Source organism: Rothia sp. HMSC065C03, assembly GCF_001837295.1.
GTDB lineage: Bacteria > Actinomycetota > Actinomycetes > Actinomycetales > Micrococcaceae > Rothia.
The window spans coordinates 702,846-725,433 of record NZ_KV832006.1 but is presented as its reverse complement, the minus strand read 5'-3'; the positions used below and the strand labels follow the sequence as shown (position 1 = coordinate 725,433).

Genomic DNA, 22,588 nt, shown 5'->3' with positions numbered 1-22,588 from the left:
GCCGCTATAGCTAAGGAGCCATTATGGAACCCATTATTAAGCACACCGGCATTGGCGTGCCGCTGCGTTCTTCGAATGTTGATACCGATCAGATTATCCCCGCGGTCTACCTCAAGCGCGTGACCAAGACCGGCTTCGACGACGCGCTCTTCGCCAACTGGCGCAAGGACCCCGAGTTCATCCTGAACCAGGAGCCCTACAAGCACGGTAGCGTTCTGGTGGCCGGCCCCGACTTCGGCACCGGTTCCTCGCGTGAGCACGCCGTGTGGGCGCTGCGCGACTACGGCTTCAAGGTCGTTATCTCGGCCCGTTTCGCTGATATTTTCCGCGGCAACTCGGGTAAGCAGGGCCTGGTCACCGCGCAGGTTGCACAGGACGATATCGAGCTGATCTGGAAGGCGCTGGAGCACGAGCCCGGCACCGAAATCACCGTTGACCTGGAGTCCAAGACCGTAACCGTGGGTGCGCTGGTTGTTCCCTTCGAGATTGACGACTACGTGCGCTGGCGCCTCATGGAGGGCCTGGACGACATCGGTCTGACCCTGCAGAACCTCGAGGCTATCGAGGCGTACGAGGCGAAGCGCCCCTCGTGGATGCCCCGCACCCAGGAACTCTAAATAGGGGGAGCTCTAAGCCGAGCGCTCTAAACGCGGAGCTCTAAGGCATAGATAAAGCTCGAAGGCGGTGACTGAATCAGTCGCCACCTTCGAGCTTTTCTGTGCCTTGAGCTTTTCTAAGCTCTCTAAAACCTTGGTACACATACAAATGCGCCTCCCCGGAGTATTCTTCCGGGGAGGCGCATTCATTGACTATCTTAGAGTGCACCCTCAGTGATGGGGGTGTTCAGGGTTGCGTTCTCGGTGCAGCTGTACAGTGCAGCCGAACCGGGGGAACGCACGCCCGCGGTCGGGTTTGCGTTCTGCGCGGTGGCAAGAGCGAAATCAGAAACCACCTCGTGGTTAATGTAGCTGCCGCCTGCGCCGCCGCCGCTGCTCAGGGCGCTGAGCGAGTAGATGTTGCCTTCGTTCTCAAACTGCACCTGGCGGCCGAAAACGCCCTCGTAGTATGAGCCAACGGTCCAGATGTTCAGGCCTGCGCCGCCGCCGCCGTAGCCTGCGCCACCACCGGATGCTACGGAGGCGAGGGAGAGCTTGCCCTGGGTTCGGGAAAGCAGTGCGCCCGAGCCGCCCTTACCGCGGTAAGAGCCGGTTGCGTTCGCACCGCCGGTGCCCTTTTCTCCCTCATGCACGGAGTCGCCCCCGTAGAGGTAGTAGCGCGGGAAATCGTACGACTCGAACCAGGAGGTAGACATGGGCATGAGCTTCAGCTCGTTGTTCTCGTCGAGGATGCCGATCATTGCCTCGCCGAGGGCGCCCGCCACGCCGGAGCGGCCAGCGGTACCGCCGGTGACCATGAAGCGCATGTCGAGGGTCTTGTCGTCCTCGTCGAGGGGCTTGAATTCCTGGTAGGGGCTTGCCACGAGCATGCCACCCTGACCGGTGTTGTCGGTGCCCAGGTCGCCGCCTGCGCTACCGCCTGCGGTGCTGTTGGCATCGCTGTGTTCCATGGCGATACGCAGTGCCGGGTTCAGCTGATCCTTGGGCTGGGTGTCGAAGATGCGCTGGTGGGTGGTGAGGGTGCCCAGCTGCGCACCGCCGCCGCCCGCGCCTGCCACGGCTACGACGGTGACTGAGCCGTCACGAACGAGCTCGACCGCGGAGGAACCGCCGCCGGACGCGCCGTACACGTAGCCGCTGTCGGAGCCCACTACCTGCGCACTGCCGGTTGCATTGCTGGAGCCGGTGGAGTCGCCGCCTGCAGCGTAGCCTTCGCCGCCGAGTGCGGGGTTCGCGCCGGATGCAGAGCCGACGCCGCCGTTACCCGCCCAGACGCGCAGGATGTCGCCGGACTTGACCGCCAGAACGCCGCTGAGCTGTGCACCGGCACCGCCGCCAGCCAGGGAAGCGTTCGTGACGTCGGTCAGGTAGCGGGGGGTGAAGGAGGTTGCCGCACCGCCGGCACCGCCTACAAGGTCGAAGCGGACTCGTCCAACGCCTTCGGGGACGAGCCATTCGGTGTATGCGCCTGCCTTGTCGTCGTAGCCGGTTGCGGTGGGCTTGAGAGTCAGGGCGGGGGAGCAGGTGGGCTCGCCGCTTGCCGCCCATGCGGGGACGGTTGCGCTGGCGAGGATGACGGGGGCACTCCATGCAGCGCCCTGTACGAGGCGACGGCGCGAAATGCGTGATGCAGTGTTGTGATGTGTCATATTTGGGGTCCTCCGGTAGTTCGCGGATGCAGCCGCGAAGTGACCTGTGGTTGGTTGCGATACGCCGTGGTTTTTAGTTGACTTTCGAATATTTACGGTGATGTTGAAGTGAATTTTTGAAGTTGAAGTGAAGCAGGAAGCCGAACCGTTTTAGTTGGGCGTTATCGCAAGGTTGTATGCAGTGAATGCACGCCCGTTCCCTGCCGTGAGGCTCCGTACTGCATGGAGTGACGGCAATGCCGGCGCCGATGCCGCAGTTGAGAGCTGGTTGGTTTCTCCTTGAGAGTGGAGGCACCGCTCAGCGGTCACGAGTGTGCACGCTATTGTAGGGGCGAGGTTGCTCTCAAGTTCAAATTTGTGCGTCAAAAAGAAGAAGCTAACGTCAAATTTTGGCGAAGAACCAGAAAATGTTTGCATTAGTGTGAATATTTGTGTATCTTTTTGTCTTTTCCAGCTCTGATTCTGAGGAGGGGTCAGACCGGTTTTTCATATACACATCAGAGTAAAATCCTAGTCGCGAGTTCCAAAGGCTCTTCAGTGTTTGGAGCACCTTTACGCAGGGCTTAGAATAATGATGAATATATGCGCCCGTTTCGCCCTGCTACCGGCAGGGGCGCGGCACGACAGAACGCGGCGTATCGGCACACTGTTAAAGTTCGGCGTAAACCAGCCGACTCCACAAAGGATTTTTAATGACTGAGAACATCAGCAAGCTTCGCATTGAAGGTGGCACTCCGCTCGTTGGTGAGGTTCACGTTCGAGGCGCCAAGAACCTGGTGCCCAAGGCTATGGTCGCAGCACTGCACGGTTCGACTCCCTCGACCCTGCGTAACGTTCCCGACCTGAGCGATGTTGAAATCGTTACCACCCTCGTGGAGCTGCACGGTGCGAAGGTTGACTACGACCGTGAAGCCGGTGTTCTCACCCTCAACCCCGCACAGGACGCAACCACCGCTGCAAAGAACGCAGAGGAGATTCAGCTCTTCGGTGGTAACTCTCGCATCCCGATTCTGATGGTGGGCCCGCTGCTACACACTCTCGGTACCGCGCGCATCCCCAACCTGGGCGGCTGCAAGATCGGTGACCGACCCATCGACTACCACATGTCTGCACTGCGCAAGTTCGGTGCGGTCGTTGAGAAGGACGACGAAACCGGCACCACCCTGATTGTTCCCGAAGAGGGTCTGAAGGGTGCAGAGATTGTGCTGAACTACCCCTCCGTGGGTGCTACCGAGCAGGTTCTGCTCACCGGTGTCCGCGCTAAGGGTAAGACCATCCTGCGTAACGCTGCGATTGAGCCCGAAATTATTGACCTGATTGCTGTTCTGCAGAAGATGGGCGCAATCATCTTCATTAACGAGGACCGCACCATCGTCATTGAGGGCGTGGATGAGCTGACCGGCTACGATCACGCGTCCCTGCCCGACCGCAACGAGTCCGCTTCCTGGGCTTCTGCGGCGCTGGCTACCGGCGGCGACATTTTCGTTCGCGGTGCAGCGCAGAAGGATATGACCGCGTTCCTGAACCAGTTCCGCAAGATGGGCGGTCTGTACGAGGTGACCGCCGAGGGTATCCGCTTCACCCACCCGGCTCAGCGCACCCCCGGTGCTCAGCTGAAGCCCATCGTTTTTGAGACCAACGTGCACCCCGGCTTCATGACCGACTGGCAGCAGCCCCTCGTCGTGGCGCTGACCCAGGCTAAGGGCGCGTCTATCGTGCACGAGACCGTGTACGAGGAGCGTTTCGGCTTCACCAACGCGCTGAAGCAGATGGGTGCAGATATCGTTGTTATGCGCGATTGCGTGGGCGGCGCACCCTGCCGTTTCGAGGGTAAGGGCTACGGCCACTCCGCTATTATTTCTGGCCCCACCCCGCTGACCGGTGCCGACATTGAGGTTCCGGACCTGCGCGGCGGCTTCTCCCACATCATTGCTGCTCTGGCGGCTAAGGGCACCTCTCACGTGAGCGGTGTTGAGCTGATTGCTCGCGGCTACGAGAACTTTGAGGAGAAGCTCAAGGGCCTGGGTGCCAACTTTGAGGTGCTGGCACGCAAGGCGTCGAAGGCTCCCAAGCCCGATGCAGCAATCGTTGTTGTTGAGCCCGAGGAAGTTGAGGTTCAGGACTAGTGAGCGGACAGCAGGGAAAGCAGGCTCTGCCTGAGATTGAGCCCACCGCCTCCGGTGATGCGCTGTACAAGGTGCTCGGTAACGCTGCGCGCGGGCTGTACAAGCTCATCGCACGCGTTGAGATTACCGGCCGTGAGAACCTGCCTAAGAGCGGCGGGTACATTATCGTGGCTAACCACACCACCGAGCTTGACCCGGTGACCGTGGCTTTCCCTGCTTTCGTTGAGGGCGCCCTGCCGCGCTTCTTGGCGAAGGATTCGCTCTTCCGCGCCCCCGTGCTCGGCTACATTATGCGCAAGCTCGCGCATATTCCCGTGGTTCGCGGTTCTGTGGATGCGCGCAAGTCCCTGATTACTGCCCGCAAGATTGTTGAGGCTGGCGGTGCCGTCGTGATTTTCCCGGAGGGCACCACCACCCACGATCCGCAGCTGTGGCCCATGCAGGCGCGTACCGGTGCGGCTCGTCTGGCTCTTGCGACCGGCGCACCCGTCTTCCCGGTGGCGCACTGGGGCGACGAGCAGATTCTCGGTTACGTGGACGAGGCCGGCGAGGACGGCCGCATCAAGGAGAAGCGTAAGATTTCGCTGTTCCCGCGCAAGACCGTTCGCGTGAAGGTCGGCAAGGCTCTGGATATTGCCTCCCTCGTTGAGGATTCCAGCCCCGAGGCTAAGCACACCCGCACCGAACTGGGCGTGGTCACCGACGCAATGCTGGACGCTATCACCGCCGAGCTGGAGAAAATCCGCGGCGAGAAGGCTCCGGAGGGTCGTTGGAACCCGCGCACTAAGCGTCGTGAAGCCCCCGGTACCCCCTCGGGGCCGGTCGGTGGCGCGCTTGGTGAACCGGACGAAAAGTAGCATCCCAGCTGGGAGAATCGTAGAGGCCCTGACAGATGCCGCGGCTATTCGCTGAGGCGCCTGTCAGGGACTCGCACAATAACCTCGCAAGGAAGAGAGGCAGGTGTTTTCGTGACCTTCTTTGGACGCACCCCCGCAGCAAGCCCTGAATTTACCCCTCCGGCAACCGTGCAGTCTATTGCGGTGCTCGGCGCCGGTAGCTGGGGCACCGCTTTCGCTAAGATTGCGGCGGACGCTGCCCGTGAGCGCGGCGATGACACTCGCGTGACCCTCATCGGTCGTGATGAGCAGGCGATGGCTGAGTGCGAGCGCACCCGCGAGAACGCCCGCTATTTTCCGGGAATGAAGCTGCCGGATAATATTCACTTCACGGCGGATGCCCCCGCGGCGCTGACCGGTGCCGATATTGTGGTTCTTGCCCTGCCCGCGCAGGTGCTGCGTTCGCAGTTGCAGAGCTTCGCCCGCTATATTGAGCCGAACGCCATGCTGGTGTCTTTGGCGAAGGGCCTGGAGACCGGTACTGGTCTGCGCATGTCGCAGGTCATTACCGAGGAGCTGGAAGAGGCTATGGCTCTGCGCGGTGCCGATGTGCGCGCGATTGGCCATATTCCGCACCGCGTGTGCGTGCTGTCGGGCCCGAACCTCGCGAAGGAAATCATGGGGGAGGAGCCTACCGCCTCCGTGGTTGCGGCTCGCACTCTGCCGGTGGCTGAGGCTGTGGCTCACGCGATTGCGTGCGGTTACTTCCGCCCGTACACCAACACGGATGTGGTTGGTACCGAAATTGGCGGCCTGGTCAAGAACGTGATTGCGCTCTGCGTGGGTATCTGCGAGGGCCGTAATTACGGCGATAACTCGAAGGCATCCATTATGACGCGCGGCCTGGCGGAGATTACCCGCCTGGCGGTGGCGTTGGGTGGCGAGGCTGCGACCATGAGCGGTCTTGCTGGCATGGGCGACTTGATTGCGACCTGCTCTTCGCCGTTGTCCCGTAACCACACGGCGGGTCGTCTGCTGGCTCAGGGTATTTCCCCTGACCGCCTGCACGAGCACATGAGCCAGACTGCCGAGTCGATTAAGTCGGCTCCCGTGGTGGCTGAGCTGGCTCGTCGCCACGGCGTGGAGATGCCCATTGTTGAGGCTGTGGTGGCTGTGCTTTCGGGCCGTATTGGCATTGAGGAGTTGGCGCCTCAGCTGCTGGGTCGCCGCCTCAAGCATGAGGGCCACTAAGGTTAAAGCTTTCTGGTGTGCTGGCACCCCTTGATTAGTGGTGTGTGCCAGGACATACTAGAAGATTGAATGTAAACATCCAAGGACGGATACCGTTGCGGAAAACCGGTGCGTGAGAAACGCATCAGTGACCGCGACGGTATTCGTGCGTTAGGATTATTGACGCATTGCCGTTCCACCTTCCGGACCTAAGGGTAGGGGAACATTGACTAGGAGAAATATATGACCGAGAAGAAGACCGTCGCCCTGCTGTGCGGTGGCCGCTCCTCCGAGCACCCGATTTCGCTCATTACCGCTGCCGGCGTTCTGGGCGCTATTGACCGCACCGCCTACGACGTCATCACTATCGGTATTACCCGTGACGGCCGCTGGTACCTGACCGACGAGCAGCAGCTTGCCGAGCTGACTGCTGGCACTCGCGGTACCGCAGAGTTCCCCGAGGGTACCCAGCAGGTGTTCCTGCCGATGGGTGCCGGCGATTCCCGCCTGACCCTGGTGGATGCTGAGGGTAACGTTACCCGCACTGCACCGGTAGACGTTGTGTTCCCGCTGTTGCATGGCCCCTTCGGTGAGGACGGCACCGTGCAGGGTCTGCTGGAAATGGCTGACCTGCACTATGTGGGTTGCGGTGTGACCGCATCCGCTGTGGGCATGGATAAGCACTTCATGAAGGTTGCTTTCGAATCCGCTGGCCTGGAGGTCGGCCCCTACGAGGTTGTCACCAACCGCCAGTGGGAGCACGAGGACCGCGAGCAGATTCTGGAGCGCGTGCTGAAGCTGGGCTTCCCCCTGTTCGTGAAGCCGACCCGCGCAGGTTCTTCCTTCGGTATTACCAAGGTGGATTCGGTGGAAGAGCTCGTGCCCGCGATTGAAGAGGCACGCCGCCACGACCCGAAGATCATTATTGAGGCGGGTATTGTGGGCCGCGAAATCGAGTGCGCTGTGCTCGATGGCCACCACGGCGAGATGCCGCGCGCATCCTACCCCGGCGAGATTGAGGTTGTGGACGAGGACCACGGCTTCTACGACTTTGAGGCCAAGTATGTTTCTGAGTCCTCGGCCGTGACCGTGTGCCCGGCGAACCTGCCGCAGGACGTGCAGGATCGCCTGCGCGAGCTGGCTGTGAAGGCATTCCTGGCGCTGGATGGTGAGGGTCTGTCTCGTGCGGACTTCTTCTACACTGAGGACGGCCGCCTGGTCATCAACGAGGTGAACACCATGCCCGGCTTCACCCCGATTTCGATGTACAAGACCATGTGGGAGAACACCGGTATCTCTTACACCGATCTGATTAGCGAGCTGCTGACCCTGGCGATGGAACGCCCCCTGGGTCTGCGCTAGTTCTTGAGGTAGCGCTAGTTCTTGGGCGCACCGTCGTTTTGACTGCGCTTAGCAATTGAATACGTAACGGCGGGGGAGTAGCCCCTGTTGTAAGGCGCCTCGGTGCGGATTCTTGAGGGATTCGCGCCGGGGCGCTTTTTGCGCGGTGGGCAAGTTAATGCCTTTGTGGGAAGGGTAATTGGTACGTATTGAGCCCCAAAAAGCTTATGAGAATCGCTCGTTTTTCACTCATGAGAAAAATCACTTACATTCGCCTCGGGGTCGCTTGGACGGTGGAGTGCAAGTTTTAAAGTGGTATTGATAAGGCAAAACGTAATTCTGCTCACAAGTGCATGAAATGATGCTTCTAGGTAATGAAAAGATGTTGTTGATGGTCGTTGCACATCTTGAAGCTCAAAGATTGGTATGAAAGCGCTAAAATGAGTAATGAAGAAAAAGCCGATTCGGTAGAATAGATGAAGGTATATCCAATCTGCCCTAGCGATTGGGTATCTATTCACTCACAACGTATCAGAAAGTCAAGGACAACCTTTGGGAAAACGAAACCGTAAGGTGGTCTCTGCGAGTCTGGCGACAGCACTGGTTGCTTCCGGAAGCCCCTACGTAGCCTCATTTGCTCAAGATGTGCAGGAGGCTGCGTCTCAGGTTCCGCCCAACCCTGTCGGCACCGCAAGCCAAACCCTGGACCCCACCGCAAACGCGGCATCTTCCTCTCAGACGGCAGTACCCACGCTCGCAACCGTGAGCGCATGGCCCACCGCTCAGGGGGACAATAAGACTAACAACGCGCAGGCAGAGCCCACCGCTCAGCCTAGCGCTTCTTCGAGCGCTCAGCCCACCGCTAGCGCCGAGCCTTCCGCAAGTGCTACGCCCAGCCCGGATGCGACTCCTACCCCGAACGCTACCGCGCAGCCCACTGCCGAGCCCACCGCTTCTGCGAGTGCTACAGCGAGTCCTAGCGTAGAGCCCTCTAAGGATGCGACCGCTGAACCTACCGCTACGCCGACCGTAGCTCCTAGCGCAAGTGCCGAACCGAGTGTTGCTCCTACCGCAACTCCGACGGCTGAGCCGACTGTAGCTCCGACTGCGGAGCCTACGGTCCAGCCGACGGCAGAACCTACTGTTGCTCCCACTCCGGAGCCGACCGTTGCGCCTACTGTGGAGCCCACCGCGGAACCCACCAAGGATGCAACTCCTGAGCCTACGGTAGAGCCCACCCCTGAACCTACTCCCGAGCCGACGAAGGACGTAACTCCCGAGCCGACCCCGGAGCCCACTCAGGATCCGACTCCGGAACCTACCCCTGAACCTACTCCCGAGCCTACTCAGGACCCCACACCGGAACCGAATCCGGAGCCCGCTCCTGAACCGACCAAGGACGTAACTCCCGAACCGACCCCGGAGCCGACTGAGGACCCCACTCCGGAACCGAACCCGGAGCCGACCCAGGATCCCGTCCCGGTTCCCGAGCCGACTAAGGACGTAACTCCCGAGCCGACCCAGGAGCCCTCTCAGGTTCCGGTCGTCCCGGCCCCGGTTCAGGATCCGACTCAGGAGCCCTCCAAGGAAGCTAAGCAGGAGCCGACTAACGAGCCGACCAAGGACGCGGTCATCCCCGTGATTCCGGTAGCTCCCGTAGCTCCGGTAGAGGATAACAAGGACAGCTCGGACTCCAAATCGGTTACCCCGATCGAGACCGAACCTGTTGCTCCGATTCCTCCGGCGAACAACCCGGTGACCGTCCCCGGCAATCGTCAGGAAGTCTCTGGGGAAGATGTCATCATCTCCATTGAGCTTCCGCGACCGGGCAACTCCTCTGAATCCTCAAGTTCCTCTTCGGGATCTTCGAGCTCTTCACCGAGCAAGGCACCGAGCGACAGGCTTGATGGCGACGATGACGATCCGTTGCGTTCCGGCGGTACCACCCTTGGACGAATTGCAGCCAATAACGGCTCGAATGACTCCATCCCGGGTGCGGCAGACTGGGTTGCTGGATACCTCTCGCGCAATAAGACCGACGAGGACCACTCCCACGAGGTAAGCCCCTCGAGCTCCTCAAGCTCGGTATCGGCTTCGAAGTCGCCTAGCTCCTCCACCTCGGCTAGCGCCAGCCGCTCCGCAAAGAGCGTGGCAAAGGCTGACGGCGCGAACGCCGCCCAGGAGCAGGCCGTGAAGAATGCGGACGCGGACGATTCCGGACTTTCCGGCATTGCACCGCTGATTCTCTTCTCGTTGATCGGTCTGGTGCTGATTGCTCTGGCAATCCGCTACTTCAGCCGCGGAGCCTAAGGCGAACATAACGCGTGGAATACGCGATAATAGAGGATGTGAATCCTCAGACTTTTAGCGAAACGCGGGACAACCCCATGCGAGAGACACCTCTCTCAAAGCTGGGGGAGTCCCGCGTTCTGCGCGCTTTCATGCCGATTATCAACGCCCACAACGAGCAGGTTGCCGCAACGGCACGCCAGGCGGGGCGCATCGAACCCCTCGAGGTGGGTCCCGGTGACGACTGTGCCGTTCTCGCCGAGCCCGCGCCCGGTCAGCGTACCGTGGTCACCACCGACACTCTCGTTGAGGACCAGGACTTTATGAACCTCTGGCCCGGCGGTATTGCCCAGACGAGTGAGGCCGGTGAGTTCAATCTGGAACCCGCCCGCAGTAGCGGCTACGATGTGGGGCGCAAAGCCGCGACCCAGAACCTTGCCGACGTTGCCGCCATGGGTGCGCGCCCGGCGAGCCTCTTCATCTCTTTGAGCCTGCCCGGTAGCACGCCTTACGGCTGGATTGACGGCTTCGCCCACGGCATTGTGGACGGAATCAACGCCTGCGGAGCCACCGAATGCGTGATTGGCGGCGGCGATATTGGCGACTCCACCGAAATGTCGGTGACCGTCACCGCCCTCGGCTACACGGACCGCGCCGTGCTGCGCTCCGGTGCACGCCCCGGCGACACTATCGCCCTGGCGGGGCGTACCGCCTGGTCCGATGCCGGTCTGCGCCTGCTGCTCAACCCGCTCTCCCTGCCCGCTACGGCACTACTGCGTGCCATCGCCGCAGGTCAGGATGCTGAGGCGGTGCTGGGGGCGGTAGCTCAGGCGTGGGCTCAGCGGCAAGCTGAAGGTACTGGCGCTCTTCCTACTGGCGTTCTTCCCGAGGGGCTTATCGAGCTCGCCCGCACCCTCACCCCGGAAGATGCCGCGCACATGATTGCGGTCTGCGAGCGCGCCGTCGCATCGCAGCACCACCCGGTCAGCCCCATCCCCGCCGGTGAGGTGGCGCGCCAGCATCAGGCAAGCTCCATGCTGGATCTTTCTGACGGACTCGTAAAGGACGCCGGGCGAGTTGCCGCCGCCTCCGGGGTGCAGATGCGCCTCGACCGTGCCGCCGTGGATGCGTTCGCCGAGCCGCTGCTACCGTTGGCGCGCCTGCTGTTGGCGATTGGTGAGCGCAACGAGGCGGGGGAGAGCCCCGCATCCCTGGCGCGCACCTTCGTGCTGGTTGGCGGAGAGGACCACGGCCTGCTGGCGACCTTCCCCGGTGAGGTGCCCGAAGAGTTTGTGCCCCTGGGTACCTGCGTTGCGGATGCCCCGGAGCGAGGTCTGAGCGCCGAGCTCTACGGTGTTGAGCGCCGCCACAATGCGGTGACCGGCGCGGCGGTGGTCATGGACGGCCGCTCCCTGGACGGCATGGGTTGGGAACACTACGGGGTTTCCGCGTAGGAGTTCCACCGAGTGCCGCGAGGTGCGTGCGGTTTGTAAGTTTAGTCCGGGCTTTCATCCCGCGGGATAGACGACGGGCAATACCGTACATTTAACCGAAATTGCCTAGAATAGAAGTACGAAATAGGCTGGATTCTGTCCGTGCCGCGGGCACCGAGAAATCAGCCGGGAACTAGCCACAAACTCAGCCGGGAACTAGCCACAAACTCAGCCGGAACTAGTTGAGAAATCAGCCGAGAACCGCGCGAAACCGACGAAACTTACAAGGAGGGTAGCGTGAACGCAGAACAGAACCAGCGCACCGAAGAACGCGAGATTTACCGCCGCGCCTGCGTGCGCGCCTACCGCTTCGGCGTAGCGTGGTCCACCGCCGCCCGCACCACCATCGAACGCTACCGCGAGGCGCTCAACGAACTCAACGGGTTCCCTGTGCCCGATAAAGACACCGGCTCCAATATCGCCCATACCCTGCTGACCCTGACCGAAGAGTTTGAGCGGGGCATGGAGCAGGTTCTGCCCAGTGAGAGTCTGCCCAGTGAGGTTCTTCCCTCTGGCAAAAATCCTGGCGGGGAGGGCGCGTGCGTGCCCGAGGCGGCGGGCGCATCCGAAGAGGAAACCCTCGCCCACCTGTGGATTCAGCTGGGCGGAATCTACGAGCACGCGATTATGCGCGCATCCCGCGTGGCGCGCGGCAACTCCGGTACTCTGCTCTGCGCCTGGGCGCTGGAGGCGGTGCGTAGCTACTGGTTCCTGCCCGGAAACCTCGCTCGGGAGCTCGGCGACGCAGCCGATGAGCTGCCGCTCGTGCGCGCCCTGGAAGCAGACTACGAGCGTGTGCTGGCTGGCGGTTCCCTGCCGAAGCACCGCGAAGTGAAACTGGAGTACGCCCACGCGGAGGCGCGCGCGATGGCGTTCGCGGCTGAGCGTATTCGTGCCAGCGTGGGGGAGCAGATGGTGCCCTCCACGATGCTGTCGGTCATGGTGGAACTCGCCCGCCTGGATGCACACTATGATGCATCGCAGGACGCAGAAGCTACTGACGAGGTGCTGAAAGAGCGTCGACGTGCGCTGATGCGTGCCGCTCTGGAACGTACCGCACAGTTCCCGCCCTCACCCGAGCTTGCCGGTTTCGTGGATGCCGGCGCGCTCGGCTTCTACCTTGCCGTGGTGCACTCCAACCCGCGCTGGGAGGGGGCGACACTGAACGAGGCGCAGGTGGAGTCCATGCTGCGTGCCCCCTCTGCCGGTGTGACTTCTGTAGCCGGTTCTGCGGCACGAGTGGGTTCTGAACAGGCGGGCGCTGAACCTGCCGAGCACGCAGAACACGCGGAGCAGAGCGGCTGGGAGCTCATGGGTACGCTGACCTGCGAGCCCCTCGCCCTGGCGCAGCTGCGCCCCGAACTTGAAGCCATGGGCGACAGCCTGCTCATTACGCCCCTGGACATGGCGGCCGGACTCTGGGCGCTGCACGTGCACGTGCCCGACATCGACCCCGCCCGCGAGCTGATTATGGGCTACGGTCAGTGGTCGGATGAGCGTATTTCCTCCCTGGCGGATGGTCGTCACGCCGACCACTCGTGCGGTGCGGAGGGCGGAGCATGAGCCCCGCCCGACGTTCCGTAAACCCGCAGCAGGAAGCCCTGGACTTGGGTCTTCCTGAGTCTGCTCCGGTCAAAACTAAGCCTGCGAAGACTGAGGATGCGCAGGGTGAGCCCATGGAGTCAACGGCTGTCGAGCCTACCCGCGCCGCCTCTGTGACCCGTACTAAGCCTGTGACCCGAGCTCAGCGAGCGACAAAGGGCGCGCCGCTGCTGAGCGATGAGCAGCTCCGCACCACCGCCGAGCTGACCGTGCGCGATCTTGCCGCCTACGCCCGCGGAGAGGTGAGCCGCGTCGAACTGAGCGAACGCGCGGAACAGCGCGCCAGCGCGCCCTACCGTAAGGCACTCAAGGCCCTCAAGCATTCGCTGGGTCCCGCCGCGCACACCATGACCGATGACGCTCTCTACGAGCTGGTCGATATTGCTTTGGCGGCGCGGCAGGCGGCGCAGCCGGGAGCGCCTCAGACTGAGGATCCCGCCCAGAGGAAGTCAACCCGCAGAGCGCCCGCTCAGAAAGCGCCCGCGCGGAAGAACCCTACCCAGATGAAGACGGTTCAGAAGGCACCTGCCCAGAAAGAACTAGTTCAGAACGAACCGAGCCCGCAGGAGAGTGAAGCTCCCGTGCGGGCTGCTTCGGCGCGCCCGCAGAAGGTATCGAAAGCGAGCGAAGAGGGCGAGCAGAAGTCTGCGCAGAAGGTGCCCGTTGCGGAGAAGAGCACGCCCGAGGTAGAAGCTGAAAAGCCCGCGACCAACAAGACCGTAGCGAAGAAAACGGCTTCCGCAGAGAACACGCCTGCCGCTCAACCTGCTACGACCAAGAAGACCACCAAGAAGGCGCCGGCTGAGACCGCCAAAGAATCGGGCACCTCTAAAGCCCCGGCGAAGAAGGTAGCTGATTCCAAGATCACTGCGCAGAAAACCCCTGCGCAGAAAACCCCGGCAAAGCCGAAAACCACTGCACAGAAAAGCCCTGCGAAAAAAGCTCCTGCCCAGAAGACTTCCGCGAAGAAGGCCGCTTCCAAGAAGGTTGCGGCTGAGAAGCCCACTGCAGCCTCCACATCAGCCGCCGCGGAGGCTAAAAGCCGTGCCCTGGCGCGCTACGCCTCCGAAGACCGCATCGAAAATGCGCCGCTCAAAAAGTACCTGCCCGCACCCAGCGCCAAGGCAATCGCCACGCATCTGGATCTGCACACCGTCGGGGAGATGCTCGAATACTTCCCGCGCAAATACCTGCCGCGCGGTGAGCTCAGCTCCTTCGCCGAACTCGTCGAAGGTCAGGACGTCACCATCATTGCCCGCGTGGTGCACGTGAGCACCCGAACCATGGCGGCACGCCGAGGCAAAATCACGGAAGTGACCATCACCGACCGGCTCTCCGACGCAACCGGGCAGGACGCACCTGCCGGTTTTGGTGCTGCTGGTTACGGGGCTGGCGGTCCCGTATCCGTGGTGCCCGGACGAGCTAACCGACCCGGTTCATCCAGTGCATCCAGCGTATCCGGTGTGCCCGCGCAGAATTGGCAGGCGACCGGGATGCACAACCCGCGCATTAACGCGCTCGCTAACACCGCCCAAGGCAGGGGAGCCCAGCCCGCCTCCTATAGCGGCTACGCAGATAGCTACGGCCAGGATAGTTTTGCACAGGATAGCTTCGTGCAGGGAGGCCTCTTTGGCGTGCCCGCACCCAGCCCGAGCACGAACCCCGGTGTGGGTGCGCTCATTGGCTCGCAGATGAAGCTCTCCTTCTTCAACGCCTGGACCGCCGCCCGTGAAATCCACGAGGGCGAAACCATGATGTTCTCCGGCAGGGTCGGCATCTACCGCGGCGAGTACACCCTCACCAACCCGCACTACGCCCTGCTCTCGAAGGACGCCTCCGGCGCGGACGTCACCGACGCCGCCACCGCCCCCGTGCCCGTCTACCGCGCCCCCGTGAAGCTGCCCACCGACCGCATCGCCGGGTACATGGAGCAACTGCTCGAAAAGGTGCCGCTCAAAGAGCTAGAAGACCCGGTACCCTACACGATTCGTCGCGCCCGAAAGGTGCCGTCGCTGGAGTGGACGTACCGCGCCCTGCACACCCCCGACTCGGAGGACACGTGGCGTGCCGCGCAGGCGCAGATGCGTTACCGCGAGGCGTTCGTGCTGCAGAGCGCGCTCGCCCGCCTGCATTCGGTGCGTGCCGCGCACCTGACCCAGCCGCGCCCCGCGGTGGAGGGTGGCCTCGCCGATCAGCTGCTGAAGGTTCTGCCCTACGAGCTGACTGAGGGGCAGCAGAAGGTGGGCGCTGAGATTGCCGCCGACTTGTCGAGTGAATCGCCCATGAACCGCCTACTGCAGGGTGACGTGGGTTCCGGTAAGACCGTGGTGGCTTTGCGCGCCATGCTGCAGGTTGCCGACGCGGGCGGCCAGTCCGCGATGCTCGCCCCGACCGAGGTGCTCGCCGAGCAGCATTTGCGTTCGGTGCTGGACATCCTGGGGGATATGGCGGCACCCGAAGATGCTGACGGTTCTGCTGAGGGAACTCTCGCGGGGAGCGGGGAAGAATCCGGTCGTGTGCGCGTGTGCCTGCTGACCGCCTCCATGGGTACTCGTGCTAAGCGCCAGGTACTGCAGGAGCTTGCCGACGGCACCGCCCAGATCGTGATTGGTACCCACGCCCTGCTCTCCGACGAGGTGAGCTTCCACGACCTGGGCCTGGTCGTCGTGGACGAGCAGCACCGCTTCGGCGTGGAACAGCGCGACGGCCTGCGCGGCACCGACGGCGCCCTGCCGCACCGCCTGGTCATGACCGCAACGCCCATTCCGCGTACCGTCGCCATGACCGTGTTCGGTGACCTGGACGTGTCCGTGCTGGACACCCTGCCCGCCGGTCGACAGAAAATCTCGACCCACGTGGTGCCCCTCGCCGAGAAGCCCGCCTGGGCATCCCGGCTGTGGAGGCGCGCCCGCGAAGAAATCGATGCGGGCCACCAGGTGTATGTTGTCGTACCCAAAATTGGGGAGGACGGCGACGGCATGGAGGAGGGCGCGGCGTTCTTTGGCGCATCCAGCCTGAACGGTGCGGGCAGTACTGCGCAGGGCTATTTCGGTCAGGGCGGTAGCGCCAGCAGCGACGGCAAGGTTCAGCTGACCTCGGTCGCCTCCATGTACTCCTACCTGAGCGCGGAGGATGCCCTCGTCGGCGTGCGCATCGGCACCCTGCACGGCCGCATGGACCCGGCGGAGAAGACCGCCGTCATGACCGCTTTTGAGCGCAGCGAAATTGACCTGCTCATCAGCACCACCGTCATTGAGGTGGGCGTGAACGTCCCGAACGCCACGCTCATGATCATCATGGACGCCGACCGCTTCGGCATTTCGGGTCTGCATCAGCTGCGCGGCCGTGTGGGTCGCGGCGGTTACGCGGGCACCTGCCTGCTCGTCACCCGCCAGGAGGAGGGTGGCGTGTCCCGCGAGCGTCTGGATGCGGTCGCCTCCACCACGGACGGCTTTGAGCTTTCCCGCATCGACCTGGCTCAGCGCCGTGAGGGTGATATTCTGGGTGCTGCACAATCGGGCTCGAAGAGCACCCTGCGGTTCTTGCGGGCGCTCGCCGATGCCGACATTATTGAGCGTGCCCGCGAGGATGCCCGCTCGGTGGTGGAGAAGGACCCGACGCTGGCTAAGCATCCGTCTTTGGCGCGTACGATTGATCGTGCCCTGGACGCTGACCGTGAGGCGTTCCTCGGTAGGGGATAGGCGCCCGATAGGGGAGAAGACCCGCCCCTTGAACTGCCCGCGCACAAAAACAACTGCAACACACCGCACTAGTTAAGAGGAGAGACCTATGAGCCGTATTATTTCCGGTGCCGCCGGAGGCGTTCGCCTTGCCTCGGTTCCGGGGGATAATACTCGCCCCACCACCGACCGGGTGAAGGAATCCCTCTTCTCGAAGCTGGAGAGCTACGACATTATTCGTGGCGCCCGCGTGCTGGACGCCTTTGGCGGCTCGGGCGCGCTGGGCTGCGAGGCGCTCTCGCGCGGTGCCGCCTCCGTGACGCTACTGGACACGTACCCGAAGGCTGTTGCGGTGATTCGCAAGAACGTTGCCGCGGTGGAGAAAGCAATGGGTCGCACCGGCACCGGCTCTGCGGCGCGCGTGCAGCAGTCTCAGGCGCTGACCTACGTGAAGTCCGCCTCCGGCCCGTGGGACCTGGTGTTTGTTGACCCGCCCTACGCCATGCCGAACGAGCAGGTCAGCGAGCTGCTGGAGGCGCTGACCCCCAAGCTTGCCGAGGGTGCCGTGGTCGTGGTGGAGCGTTCTTCGCGCGACCCCGAGCCGGTGTGGGGCGAGGGGCTGTACTGTTTTTCGACCCGCCAGCACGGCGAGACGGTGCTCTACTACGTGGAGCCTGACGAAGCGGAGGAACAGGCGGGCGACGAGCCCGGCGCGAACCTTGAGCCCGGCGAGGACGCTGAAGAGCTCGCAGCCTAAGCCCGAGCTCGCGTAACCCTGCGCTCGCGTAACCCCCGCGAACTCAACCCCTCTAACCCTCCCGCATCTACTCATTCCAACGTCCGATATTTATTCGTGAAGGGACCGCCATGATTGCCCTCTGCCCCGGATCTTTTGACCCCGTGCACCACGGCCACCTGGAAATCATTGCCCGCGCCGCTCAGCTCTTTGACGAGGTGATTGTGGGCGTGGCGCACAATAGCTCCAAGAAGTACCGTTTCTCCCTGGAGGAGCGCGTGCAGCTGGTGCGTGAGTCTCTGCAGGAGCTCGGCATTGAGGGCGTGAGCGTGGAGCCGATTCCGCCAGGCGTGCTGCTTGCCGAGTACGCGGCGGAGCGCGGCGCGAAGGTGCTGGTGAAGGGTCTGCGTTCGGCGACGGACTACAGCTATGAGGCTCCGATGGCAAGCATGAACCGCCACCTGGCGCAGGTTGAGACGGTGTTCTTGGCGGGTGAGGACCGCTACGGTGCGGTGTCGTCCACGATTATTCGTGAGGTGGCGTCGCTGGGTGGTGACGTGACTCCCTTCGTGCCGGAGGCGGTCGCCCGCGCCCTGAAAAACGCCTAGTAGAGAGCCCGGCAAAACCGGCGGGCGCGCCCATCCGACACGCCCGACATGCCCACCGGCAGGGCCCCGGCAGAATAACTCGCACCGCCGACCGGGCAATTAAGTCCCCCAGCAGTAGCCCCGACCGGCCGGTTAAGTGCCGCGCCGCGCCTCCTTAAGGGGATATTTAAGAGGTGAGCGCCACTTAAAGAGATTTAAAAGGCGCTTAATCTTGATTAACGGTGCGAATGACCCCTAAAATGGGACTTTGGTTTATACATTTCGTAAGGAGAAACGCCATTTCACGTGCAGACGCATCGCCGCTGGTGGTATCGGTTACTAACCTGATTCACCGCCCCGGCACCATGGAAACTCTCACTGAGGTTCTGCCCGCACCGGCAGACCTGGGTAACGCGCTCATCGGCGTGGAAGAGGGTTCGGATATTGACCTCGATATTCGTATGGAGTCTGTTGTTGATGGTATCCTAGTTACCGGCTCCGTCGTTGTGGATGTACACGGCGAGTGTAGCCTCTGCTTGGATCCGATTGATTACGAGATGTCGGCCAATATTCAAGAGCTTTTCGTCTTTGAGAAGGCCCCGGCTGGCGGCCCCGAAGACGAAGTAGATGAGCAGTACGCCGTTGAGGATGATTCCATCGACCTTGAACCGGCTCTGCGGGACGCAGTAATCCTTCAACTGCCGTTCCAGCCTGTTTGTAGGGACACCTGCCAGGGTCTGTGCGCCGATTGCGGTGCGCGCCTGGAGGATGACCCCGGGCATCATCACGAGGTGTTGGATCCGCGCTGGTCGGCCCTACAGGGCCTGCTCAGTGCAGATACCGAAAACTAAATTGTTGTTACTAGAGATTGTGAGATAGCTGTGGCTGTTCCCAAGCGCAAGATGTCCCGCGCTAACACCCGCGCACGCCGTTCCCAGTGGAAGGCATCCGTGCCCCAGCTGGTTAAGACCGTTGAAAACGGTCGCGTGACCTACAGCCTGCCCCACCAGGCAAAGGTTGTAACCGACGCTGCAGGCAACGCCCTGTTCCTGGAGTACAAGGGCCGTAAGGTTGCAGACGCCTAAGAAGCGGTGAATCCTTATGACTGAATTTCCTAGTGTTGATACTAGGGAGTTGCGTAAACGTCTCGGGGTCGATATCGACGCCGAGACGTTTTTGCTATCCCTAACCCACCGCTCCTACGCCTTCGAGAACCCCGGGGTGGAGCATAACGAGCGCCTGGAGTTCCTGGGCGATTCGGTGCTTTCCCTGGCGATCGCTGAAGAAGTGTACCGACGCTACCCTGACCTGCCCGAGGGCGAGCTCGTGAAGCTGCACCACGTGGTGGTGTCGACTGTGGCGTTGGCGAAGGTGGCACGCGACCTGGATCTGGGTAGGTACATCCTGCTCGGTAAGGGCGAGATTCACACCGGCGGCGCCGATAAGGACTCGATCCTTGCCGACACCATGGAAGCGATTTTTGGCCTGACCTACCTGGAGTGCGGTCGCGAGGCGGCTCGTGACCTGGTGCTGCGCCTGATTGCGCCGCTGCTCGACGACGAGAAGGTCCTGAACTCTGGACGCGACTGGAAAACCGAGCTGCTGAACCTCGCCACCGCCCGCGGCTGGGGAGACGTGCGCTACGAGGTCACCGGCGAGGGCCCCGACCACGCGCGCGTGTACACTGCGGTCGCTATTGTGGCGAACCAGCAGGCCGGTACCGGTGTGGGTCCGAGCAAGAAGGAGGCGGAGCGCCTTGCCGCTGAGCAGGCGTACCGCATCCTGGTTTAGGCTCAATCAAGCATCCTGCAGGTCTGTTAGCTCTGCGGGCTCTTGATTCTGCAGCCCCGCTGATTGGAGGGAACCATGCCCGAACTGCCCGAGGTGGAAACCGTTCGCGCAGGTCTAGCCGACCATTCGTTGGGTCGGCCCGTGCAGGCGGTGCGCGTGGTCGATGCCCGTTCGCTACGTAGACACCTGCCCGGTCCCGCCCACTTTGAGGCGGCACTCACCGGAAGGGCGCTGCGCGGCGCCTACCGCCGCGGCAAGTATCTGTGGCTGACCCTGAGCGAGGCGGACGGCACGCTTGCCGACGAGGCGCTCGTGGTGCATCTGGGCATGAGCGGTCAGCTGCTCGTCCGCGATGAGCCGGGCAGCGAATCTGGCAATGAATTGGATGGTGACTCGGGTAATGATGCGGAGGCTCGCGCGGCCTTTGACGAACAGCCGCGGCACCTGCGCGTGGCGCTCGAGCTAGGACCGGCGGGAGCTACCCGTGACACGGGAGCTACCGGCGGCGTGGCGAGCACCAACCGGGCGAGCACCGGGCAGCGGTTGCTCTTCGTGGACCAGCGCATCTTCGGCGGCATGTTCCTCAGCCCGCTGGTACCGGACGTACCCGCAGCGGTTGCAACGAATAAAGCAGCACCGGGTGAAGTACCGGAGCGTTTTCTGGTATCTGAGCGTTTTCTAGTACCGGAGGCGGTCAAGCACATTGCCCGCGACCCGCTGGACGAATTCTTCGACCCCGCGGCGGTGCGCCGCAAGTTCCTGCGCACCTCCAGCGGCATTAAGAAGGTGCTACTGGACCAGTCGGTGATCTCCGGCGTGGGCAATATCTACGCCGACGAGGCGCTGTGGCGTGCGCGGCTGCACTACGCGAAGTCCGCACGCACCCTCAGTGCCGCGCAAACCCGCGAACTGCTGGAGGCGGTCACGCAGGTGCTGCGCGAGTCCCTGGCGGCTGGCGGCACAAGTTTCGATGCCCTGTACGTGAACGTGCTGGGGGAGTCTGGTTACTTTGAGCGCTCGCTGAACGCCTACGGTCGTGCCGGGGAGCCTTGCCACCGTTGCGCGGAGGCGGGCCGCACCTCCCTGATGGTGCGCGAACCGTTCCAGAACCGTTCGTCCTACCGTTGCCCGCACTGCCAGCGGGCGCCGCGTTCTCGCTAGATAAAGGCTCACGCTAGGTATGCGAATGACGGCGTAGCTACGTTCCTCCCATAGGGGGATGTAGCTACGCCGTCATTCGTTTAAACCTCAGTTGTATAAACCAGGGGAGGGGGAGCCAACCCGAAAGCCAACCCCGACAAGAAGCAACTTAGCGGCTGTACCTATCGTTTGTACCTGTCCCCGTAGAACAAGCCCAGACGCTCGTAGCCTTCCTCAATCGACACGGAGGGCTCCCACTGCAGCAGCTCACGGGTGCGGCGCTGATCAAACCAGTGTGCGGTCGACAGCTGCTCGGCGAGGAACTCCGTCATCGGCGGCTCATCACCGGCAGTCACGTTCTTCGGCAGACGCTCCCAGACGCGCTCAATGACCTTACCCGCCAGGGCTGCAACCTTCGCCGGAACCGAGAAACGCGGGGCGGGAACGCCCACCGCCTCACAGAAACCACCGAGTAGTTCAGCGATAGTGCGCGGCTGACCGTTCGTCACCACCAGAGCCCGACCCGCAAAAGCGTCGAGGCGCTGATAGCCGCGCACCACGGCGTCCGCGGCGTTATCAATGTAGAGCGTGTCAATCAGACCCGTACCACCGGAGAGCAGCGGCAGGCGGCCCGCGGCGGAACGCTCCAGAATACGCTCGACCAGCTGGGTATCGCCCGGACCCCACATCAGGTGAGGACGCAACGCACCCACACGCAAAACCCCGCCACCGGGCAGGGGAGTACCGTTCGCCTCCAACGCCAGAAGCTCAGCGGCAGCCTTCGAACGCGCATAGTTACCGCGCGCATGCTCCGGGGACGCCACGCCGGCACCATCACCCACAATCGCCGCACCGGCATGAGCCACCGACGGCGACGAAATGTACAGGAACGAACCCACCGAATGGTTCAGCGCCGCCTGCAACAGGGTGCGAGTGCCCTCAATATTGATGCGCTCATAATCAGCCCACTCGCCGCTGACCGAAACCTTCGCCGCGGCATGCACCACGCCGTTCACGCCGGTCATCGCCAGATCCACAGCCTGCGCGTTCGTAATATCGCCGCGCACCTGCTCAAAACGCGGGCGAATCGAATCGGGCAGAAGCGCCGCAATACCCGAATCGCCACGCTGAAACACGCGCACATCATAGCCGGCACGCAACAACGCCAGAACGCTCTCACGACCCAGCAGGCCGCTCGCACCGGTAAAGAGGATGCGCTCGCCAATACGCGGCGCGAAATCAGGCTCCTCAACCGGGCGCAACGAACGCGGGGCGGGGTCGGTGTAGCGCGCCGCCAGCGGCTGCGCAGGCTTGCGGAACCGCGCCGTCGGGGAGGTCACCGCATGCGCAGTCGACAGGCGGGACGCAGACAGGCGGGACGCAGACTGGCGGGGTGCGGGCTCGTGGGAAGAGGACTCACGCGAAGAATGAGGGGACATCATACTCCTTAGATTTAGGGATCCGGCAGGCG

The 22,588-nt window shown here is 62.7% G+C and carries 17 protein-coding genes; 15 read left to right on the top strand and 2 right to left on the bottom strand.

Features of this window, described 5'->3' with window-relative positions; all coding sequences use genetic code 11:
- Nucleotides 1-23 precede the first annotated feature (23 nt).
- Nucleotides 24-617, top strand: coding sequence for a 3-isopropylmalate dehydratase small subunit (leuD, locus tag HMPREF2605_RS08485; RefSeq protein ID WP_005505627.1), 594 nt, complete (start codon nt 24-26; stop codon nt 615-617).
- A gap of 197 nt (nt 618-814) precedes the next feature.
- Here leuD and HMPREF2605_RS08480 read toward each other — a convergent pair whose 3' ends face one another.
- Nucleotides 815-2,266 carry a hypothetical protein gene (locus tag HMPREF2605_RS08480; protein ID WP_049354567.1) on the bottom strand — a complete coding sequence of 484 codons (1,452 nt, stop codon included), beginning with the start codon at nt 2,264-2,266 and terminating at the stop codon, nt 815-817.
- Nucleotides 2,267-2,958: 692 nt separating this feature from the next.
- Between HMPREF2605_RS08480 and murA the strand changes: the two genes are divergently transcribed.
- The 14 genes from murA (at nt 2,959) to mutM (ending at nt 21,138) form a co-directional block, all read left to right on the top strand.
- Nucleotides 2,959-4,392, top strand: coding sequence for a UDP-N-acetylglucosamine 1-carboxyvinyltransferase (murA, locus tag HMPREF2605_RS08475; RefSeq protein ID WP_070831212.1), 1,434 nt, complete (start codon nt 2,959-2,961; stop codon nt 4,390-4,392).
- Nucleotides 4,392-5,249, top strand: coding sequence for a lysophospholipid acyltransferase family protein (locus HMPREF2605_RS08470; protein WP_070831210.1), 858 nt, complete (start codon nt 4,392-4,394; stop codon nt 5,247-5,249). The genes murA and HMPREF2605_RS08470 overlap by 1 nt, the downstream gene beginning before the upstream one ends.
- A gap of 111 nt (nt 5,250-5,360) precedes the next feature.
- A complete protein-coding gene (locus tag HMPREF2605_RS08465; RefSeq protein WP_070847982.1) occupies nt 5,361-6,479 on the top strand; it encodes an NAD(P)H-dependent glycerol-3-phosphate dehydrogenase in 1,119 nt (372 codons plus the stop codon).
- A 222-nt stretch (nt 6,480-6,701) separates the two neighbouring features.
- A complete protein-coding gene (locus HMPREF2605_RS08460; RefSeq protein WP_070593418.1) occupies nt 6,702-7,820 on the top strand; it encodes a D-alanine--D-alanine ligase family protein in 1,119 nt (372 codons plus the stop codon).
- A 531-nt stretch (nt 7,821-8,351) separates the two neighbouring features.
- Complete coding sequence (locus tag HMPREF2605_RS08455; protein WP_070847979.1) at nt 8,352-10,109, top strand: hypothetical protein; 1,758 nt, start codon at nt 8,352-8,354, stop codon at nt 10,107-10,109.
- 77 nt (nt 10,110-10,186) lie between these two features.
- Nucleotides 10,187-11,542: a thiamine-phosphate kinase gene (locus HMPREF2605_RS08450; RefSeq protein WP_070847975.1), complete on the top strand. Its 1,356-nt coding sequence runs from the start codon at nt 10,187-10,189 to the stop codon at nt 11,540-11,542.
- A gap of 276 nt (nt 11,543-11,818) precedes the next feature.
- Entirely contained in the window at nt 11,819-13,144 is a 1,326-nt protein-coding gene (locus HMPREF2605_RS08445; RefSeq protein WP_070847972.1) for a DAK2 domain-containing protein, read from the top strand.
- Complete coding sequence (locus HMPREF2605_RS09320; RefSeq protein ID WP_083324873.1) at nt 13,141-16,884, top strand: helicase-related protein; 3,744 nt, start codon at nt 13,141-13,143, stop codon at nt 16,882-16,884. The genes HMPREF2605_RS08445 and HMPREF2605_RS09320 overlap by 4 nt, the downstream gene beginning before the upstream one ends.
- Nucleotides 16,885-16,972: 88 nt before the next feature.
- A complete protein-coding gene (gene rsmD, locus HMPREF2605_RS08435; RefSeq protein WP_070605418.1) occupies nt 16,973-17,620 on the top strand; it encodes a 16S rRNA (guanine(966)-N(2))-methyltransferase RsmD in 648 nt (215 codons plus the stop codon).
- Nucleotides 17,621-17,730: 110 nt separating this feature from the next.
- Nucleotides 17,731-18,207, top strand: coding sequence for a pantetheine-phosphate adenylyltransferase (gene coaD / locus HMPREF2605_RS08430; protein WP_060824643.1), 477 nt, complete (start codon nt 17,731-17,733; stop codon nt 18,205-18,207).
- Between the two features lie 227 nt (nt 18,208-18,434).
- Nucleotides 18,435-19,037, top strand: coding sequence for a YceD family protein (locus HMPREF2605_RS08425; RefSeq protein ID WP_371441068.1), 603 nt, complete (start codon nt 18,435-18,437; stop codon nt 19,035-19,037).
- A 30-nt stretch (nt 19,038-19,067) separates the two neighbouring features.
- Complete coding sequence (rpmF, locus tag HMPREF2605_RS08420) at nt 19,068-19,271, top strand: 50S ribosomal protein L32 (RefSeq protein WP_005505656.1); 204 nt, start codon at nt 19,068-19,070, stop codon at nt 19,269-19,271.
- Nucleotides 19,272-19,287: 16 nt separating this feature from the next.
- The gene (rnc, locus tag HMPREF2605_RS08415) at nt 19,288-19,977 is read left to right on the top strand and encodes a ribonuclease III (protein ID WP_070690551.1); all 690 of its coding nucleotides are present in this window, start codon (nt 19,288-19,290) and stop codon (nt 19,975-19,977) included.
- A 75-nt stretch (nt 19,978-20,052) separates the two neighbouring features.
- Nucleotides 20,053-21,138, top strand: coding sequence for a bifunctional DNA-formamidopyrimidine glycosylase/DNA-(apurinic or apyrimidinic site) lyase (mutM, locus tag HMPREF2605_RS08410; RefSeq protein ID WP_070847966.1), 1,086 nt, complete (start codon nt 20,053-20,055; stop codon nt 21,136-21,138).
- Nucleotides 21,139-21,299: 161 nt separating this feature from the next.
- Here the strand turns inward: mutM and HMPREF2605_RS08405 are convergent, their stop codons facing one another.
- Nucleotides 21,300-22,556 carry an NAD-dependent epimerase/dehydratase family protein gene (locus HMPREF2605_RS08405; RefSeq protein ID WP_070847963.1) on the bottom strand — a complete coding sequence of 419 codons (1,257 nt, stop codon included), beginning with the start codon at nt 22,554-22,556 and terminating at the stop codon, nt 21,300-21,302.
- Nucleotides 22,557-22,588 lie beyond the last annotated feature (32 nt).

Excerpts from the sequence above, each read along its gene's own strand:
- HMPREF2605_RS09320 (WP_083324873.1), top strand. The coding sequence starts at position 13,141 with ATGAGCCCCGCCCGACGTTCCGTAAACCCGCAGCAGGAAGCCCTGGAC.
- HMPREF2605_RS08425 (WP_371441068.1), top strand. The coding sequence starts at position 18,435 with ATGACCCCTAAAATGGGACTTTGGTTTATACATTTCGTAAGGAGAAAC.
- mutM (WP_070847966.1), top strand. The coding sequence starts at position 20,053 with ATGCCCGAACTGCCCGAGGTGGAAACCGTTCGCGCAGGTCTAGCCGAC.
- HMPREF2605_RS08480 (WP_049354567.1), bottom strand. The coding sequence starts at position 2,266 with ATGACACATCACAACACTGCATCACGCATTTCGCGCCGTCGCCTCGTA.
- coaD (WP_060824643.1), top strand. The coding sequence starts at position 17,731 with ATGATTGCCCTCTGCCCCGGATCTTTTGACCCCGTGCACCACGGCCAC.
- HMPREF2605_RS08405 (WP_070847963.1), bottom strand. The coding sequence starts at position 22,556 with ATGTCCCCTCATTCTTCGCGTGAGTCCTCTTCCCACGAGCCCGCACCC.
- rsmD (WP_070605418.1), top strand. The coding sequence starts at position 16,973 with ATGAGCCGTATTATTTCCGGTGCCGCCGGAGGCGTTCGCCTTGCCTCG.
- HMPREF2605_RS08460 (WP_070593418.1), top strand. The coding sequence starts at position 6,702 with ATGACCGAGAAGAAGACCGTCGCCCTGCTGTGCGGTGGCCGCTCCTCC.
- leuD (WP_005505627.1), top strand. The coding sequence starts at position 24 with ATGGAACCCATTATTAAGCACACCGGCATTGGCGTGCCGCTGCGTTCT.
- rnc (WP_070690551.1), top strand. The coding sequence starts at position 19,288 with ATGACTGAATTTCCTAGTGTTGATACTAGGGAGTTGCGTAAACGTCTC.
- murA (WP_070831212.1), top strand. The coding sequence starts at position 2,959 with ATGACTGAGAACATCAGCAAGCTTCGCATTGAAGGTGGCACTCCGCTC.
- HMPREF2605_RS08450 (WP_070847975.1), top strand. The coding sequence starts at position 10,187 with ATGCGAGAGACACCTCTCTCAAAGCTGGGGGAGTCCCGCGTTCTGCGC.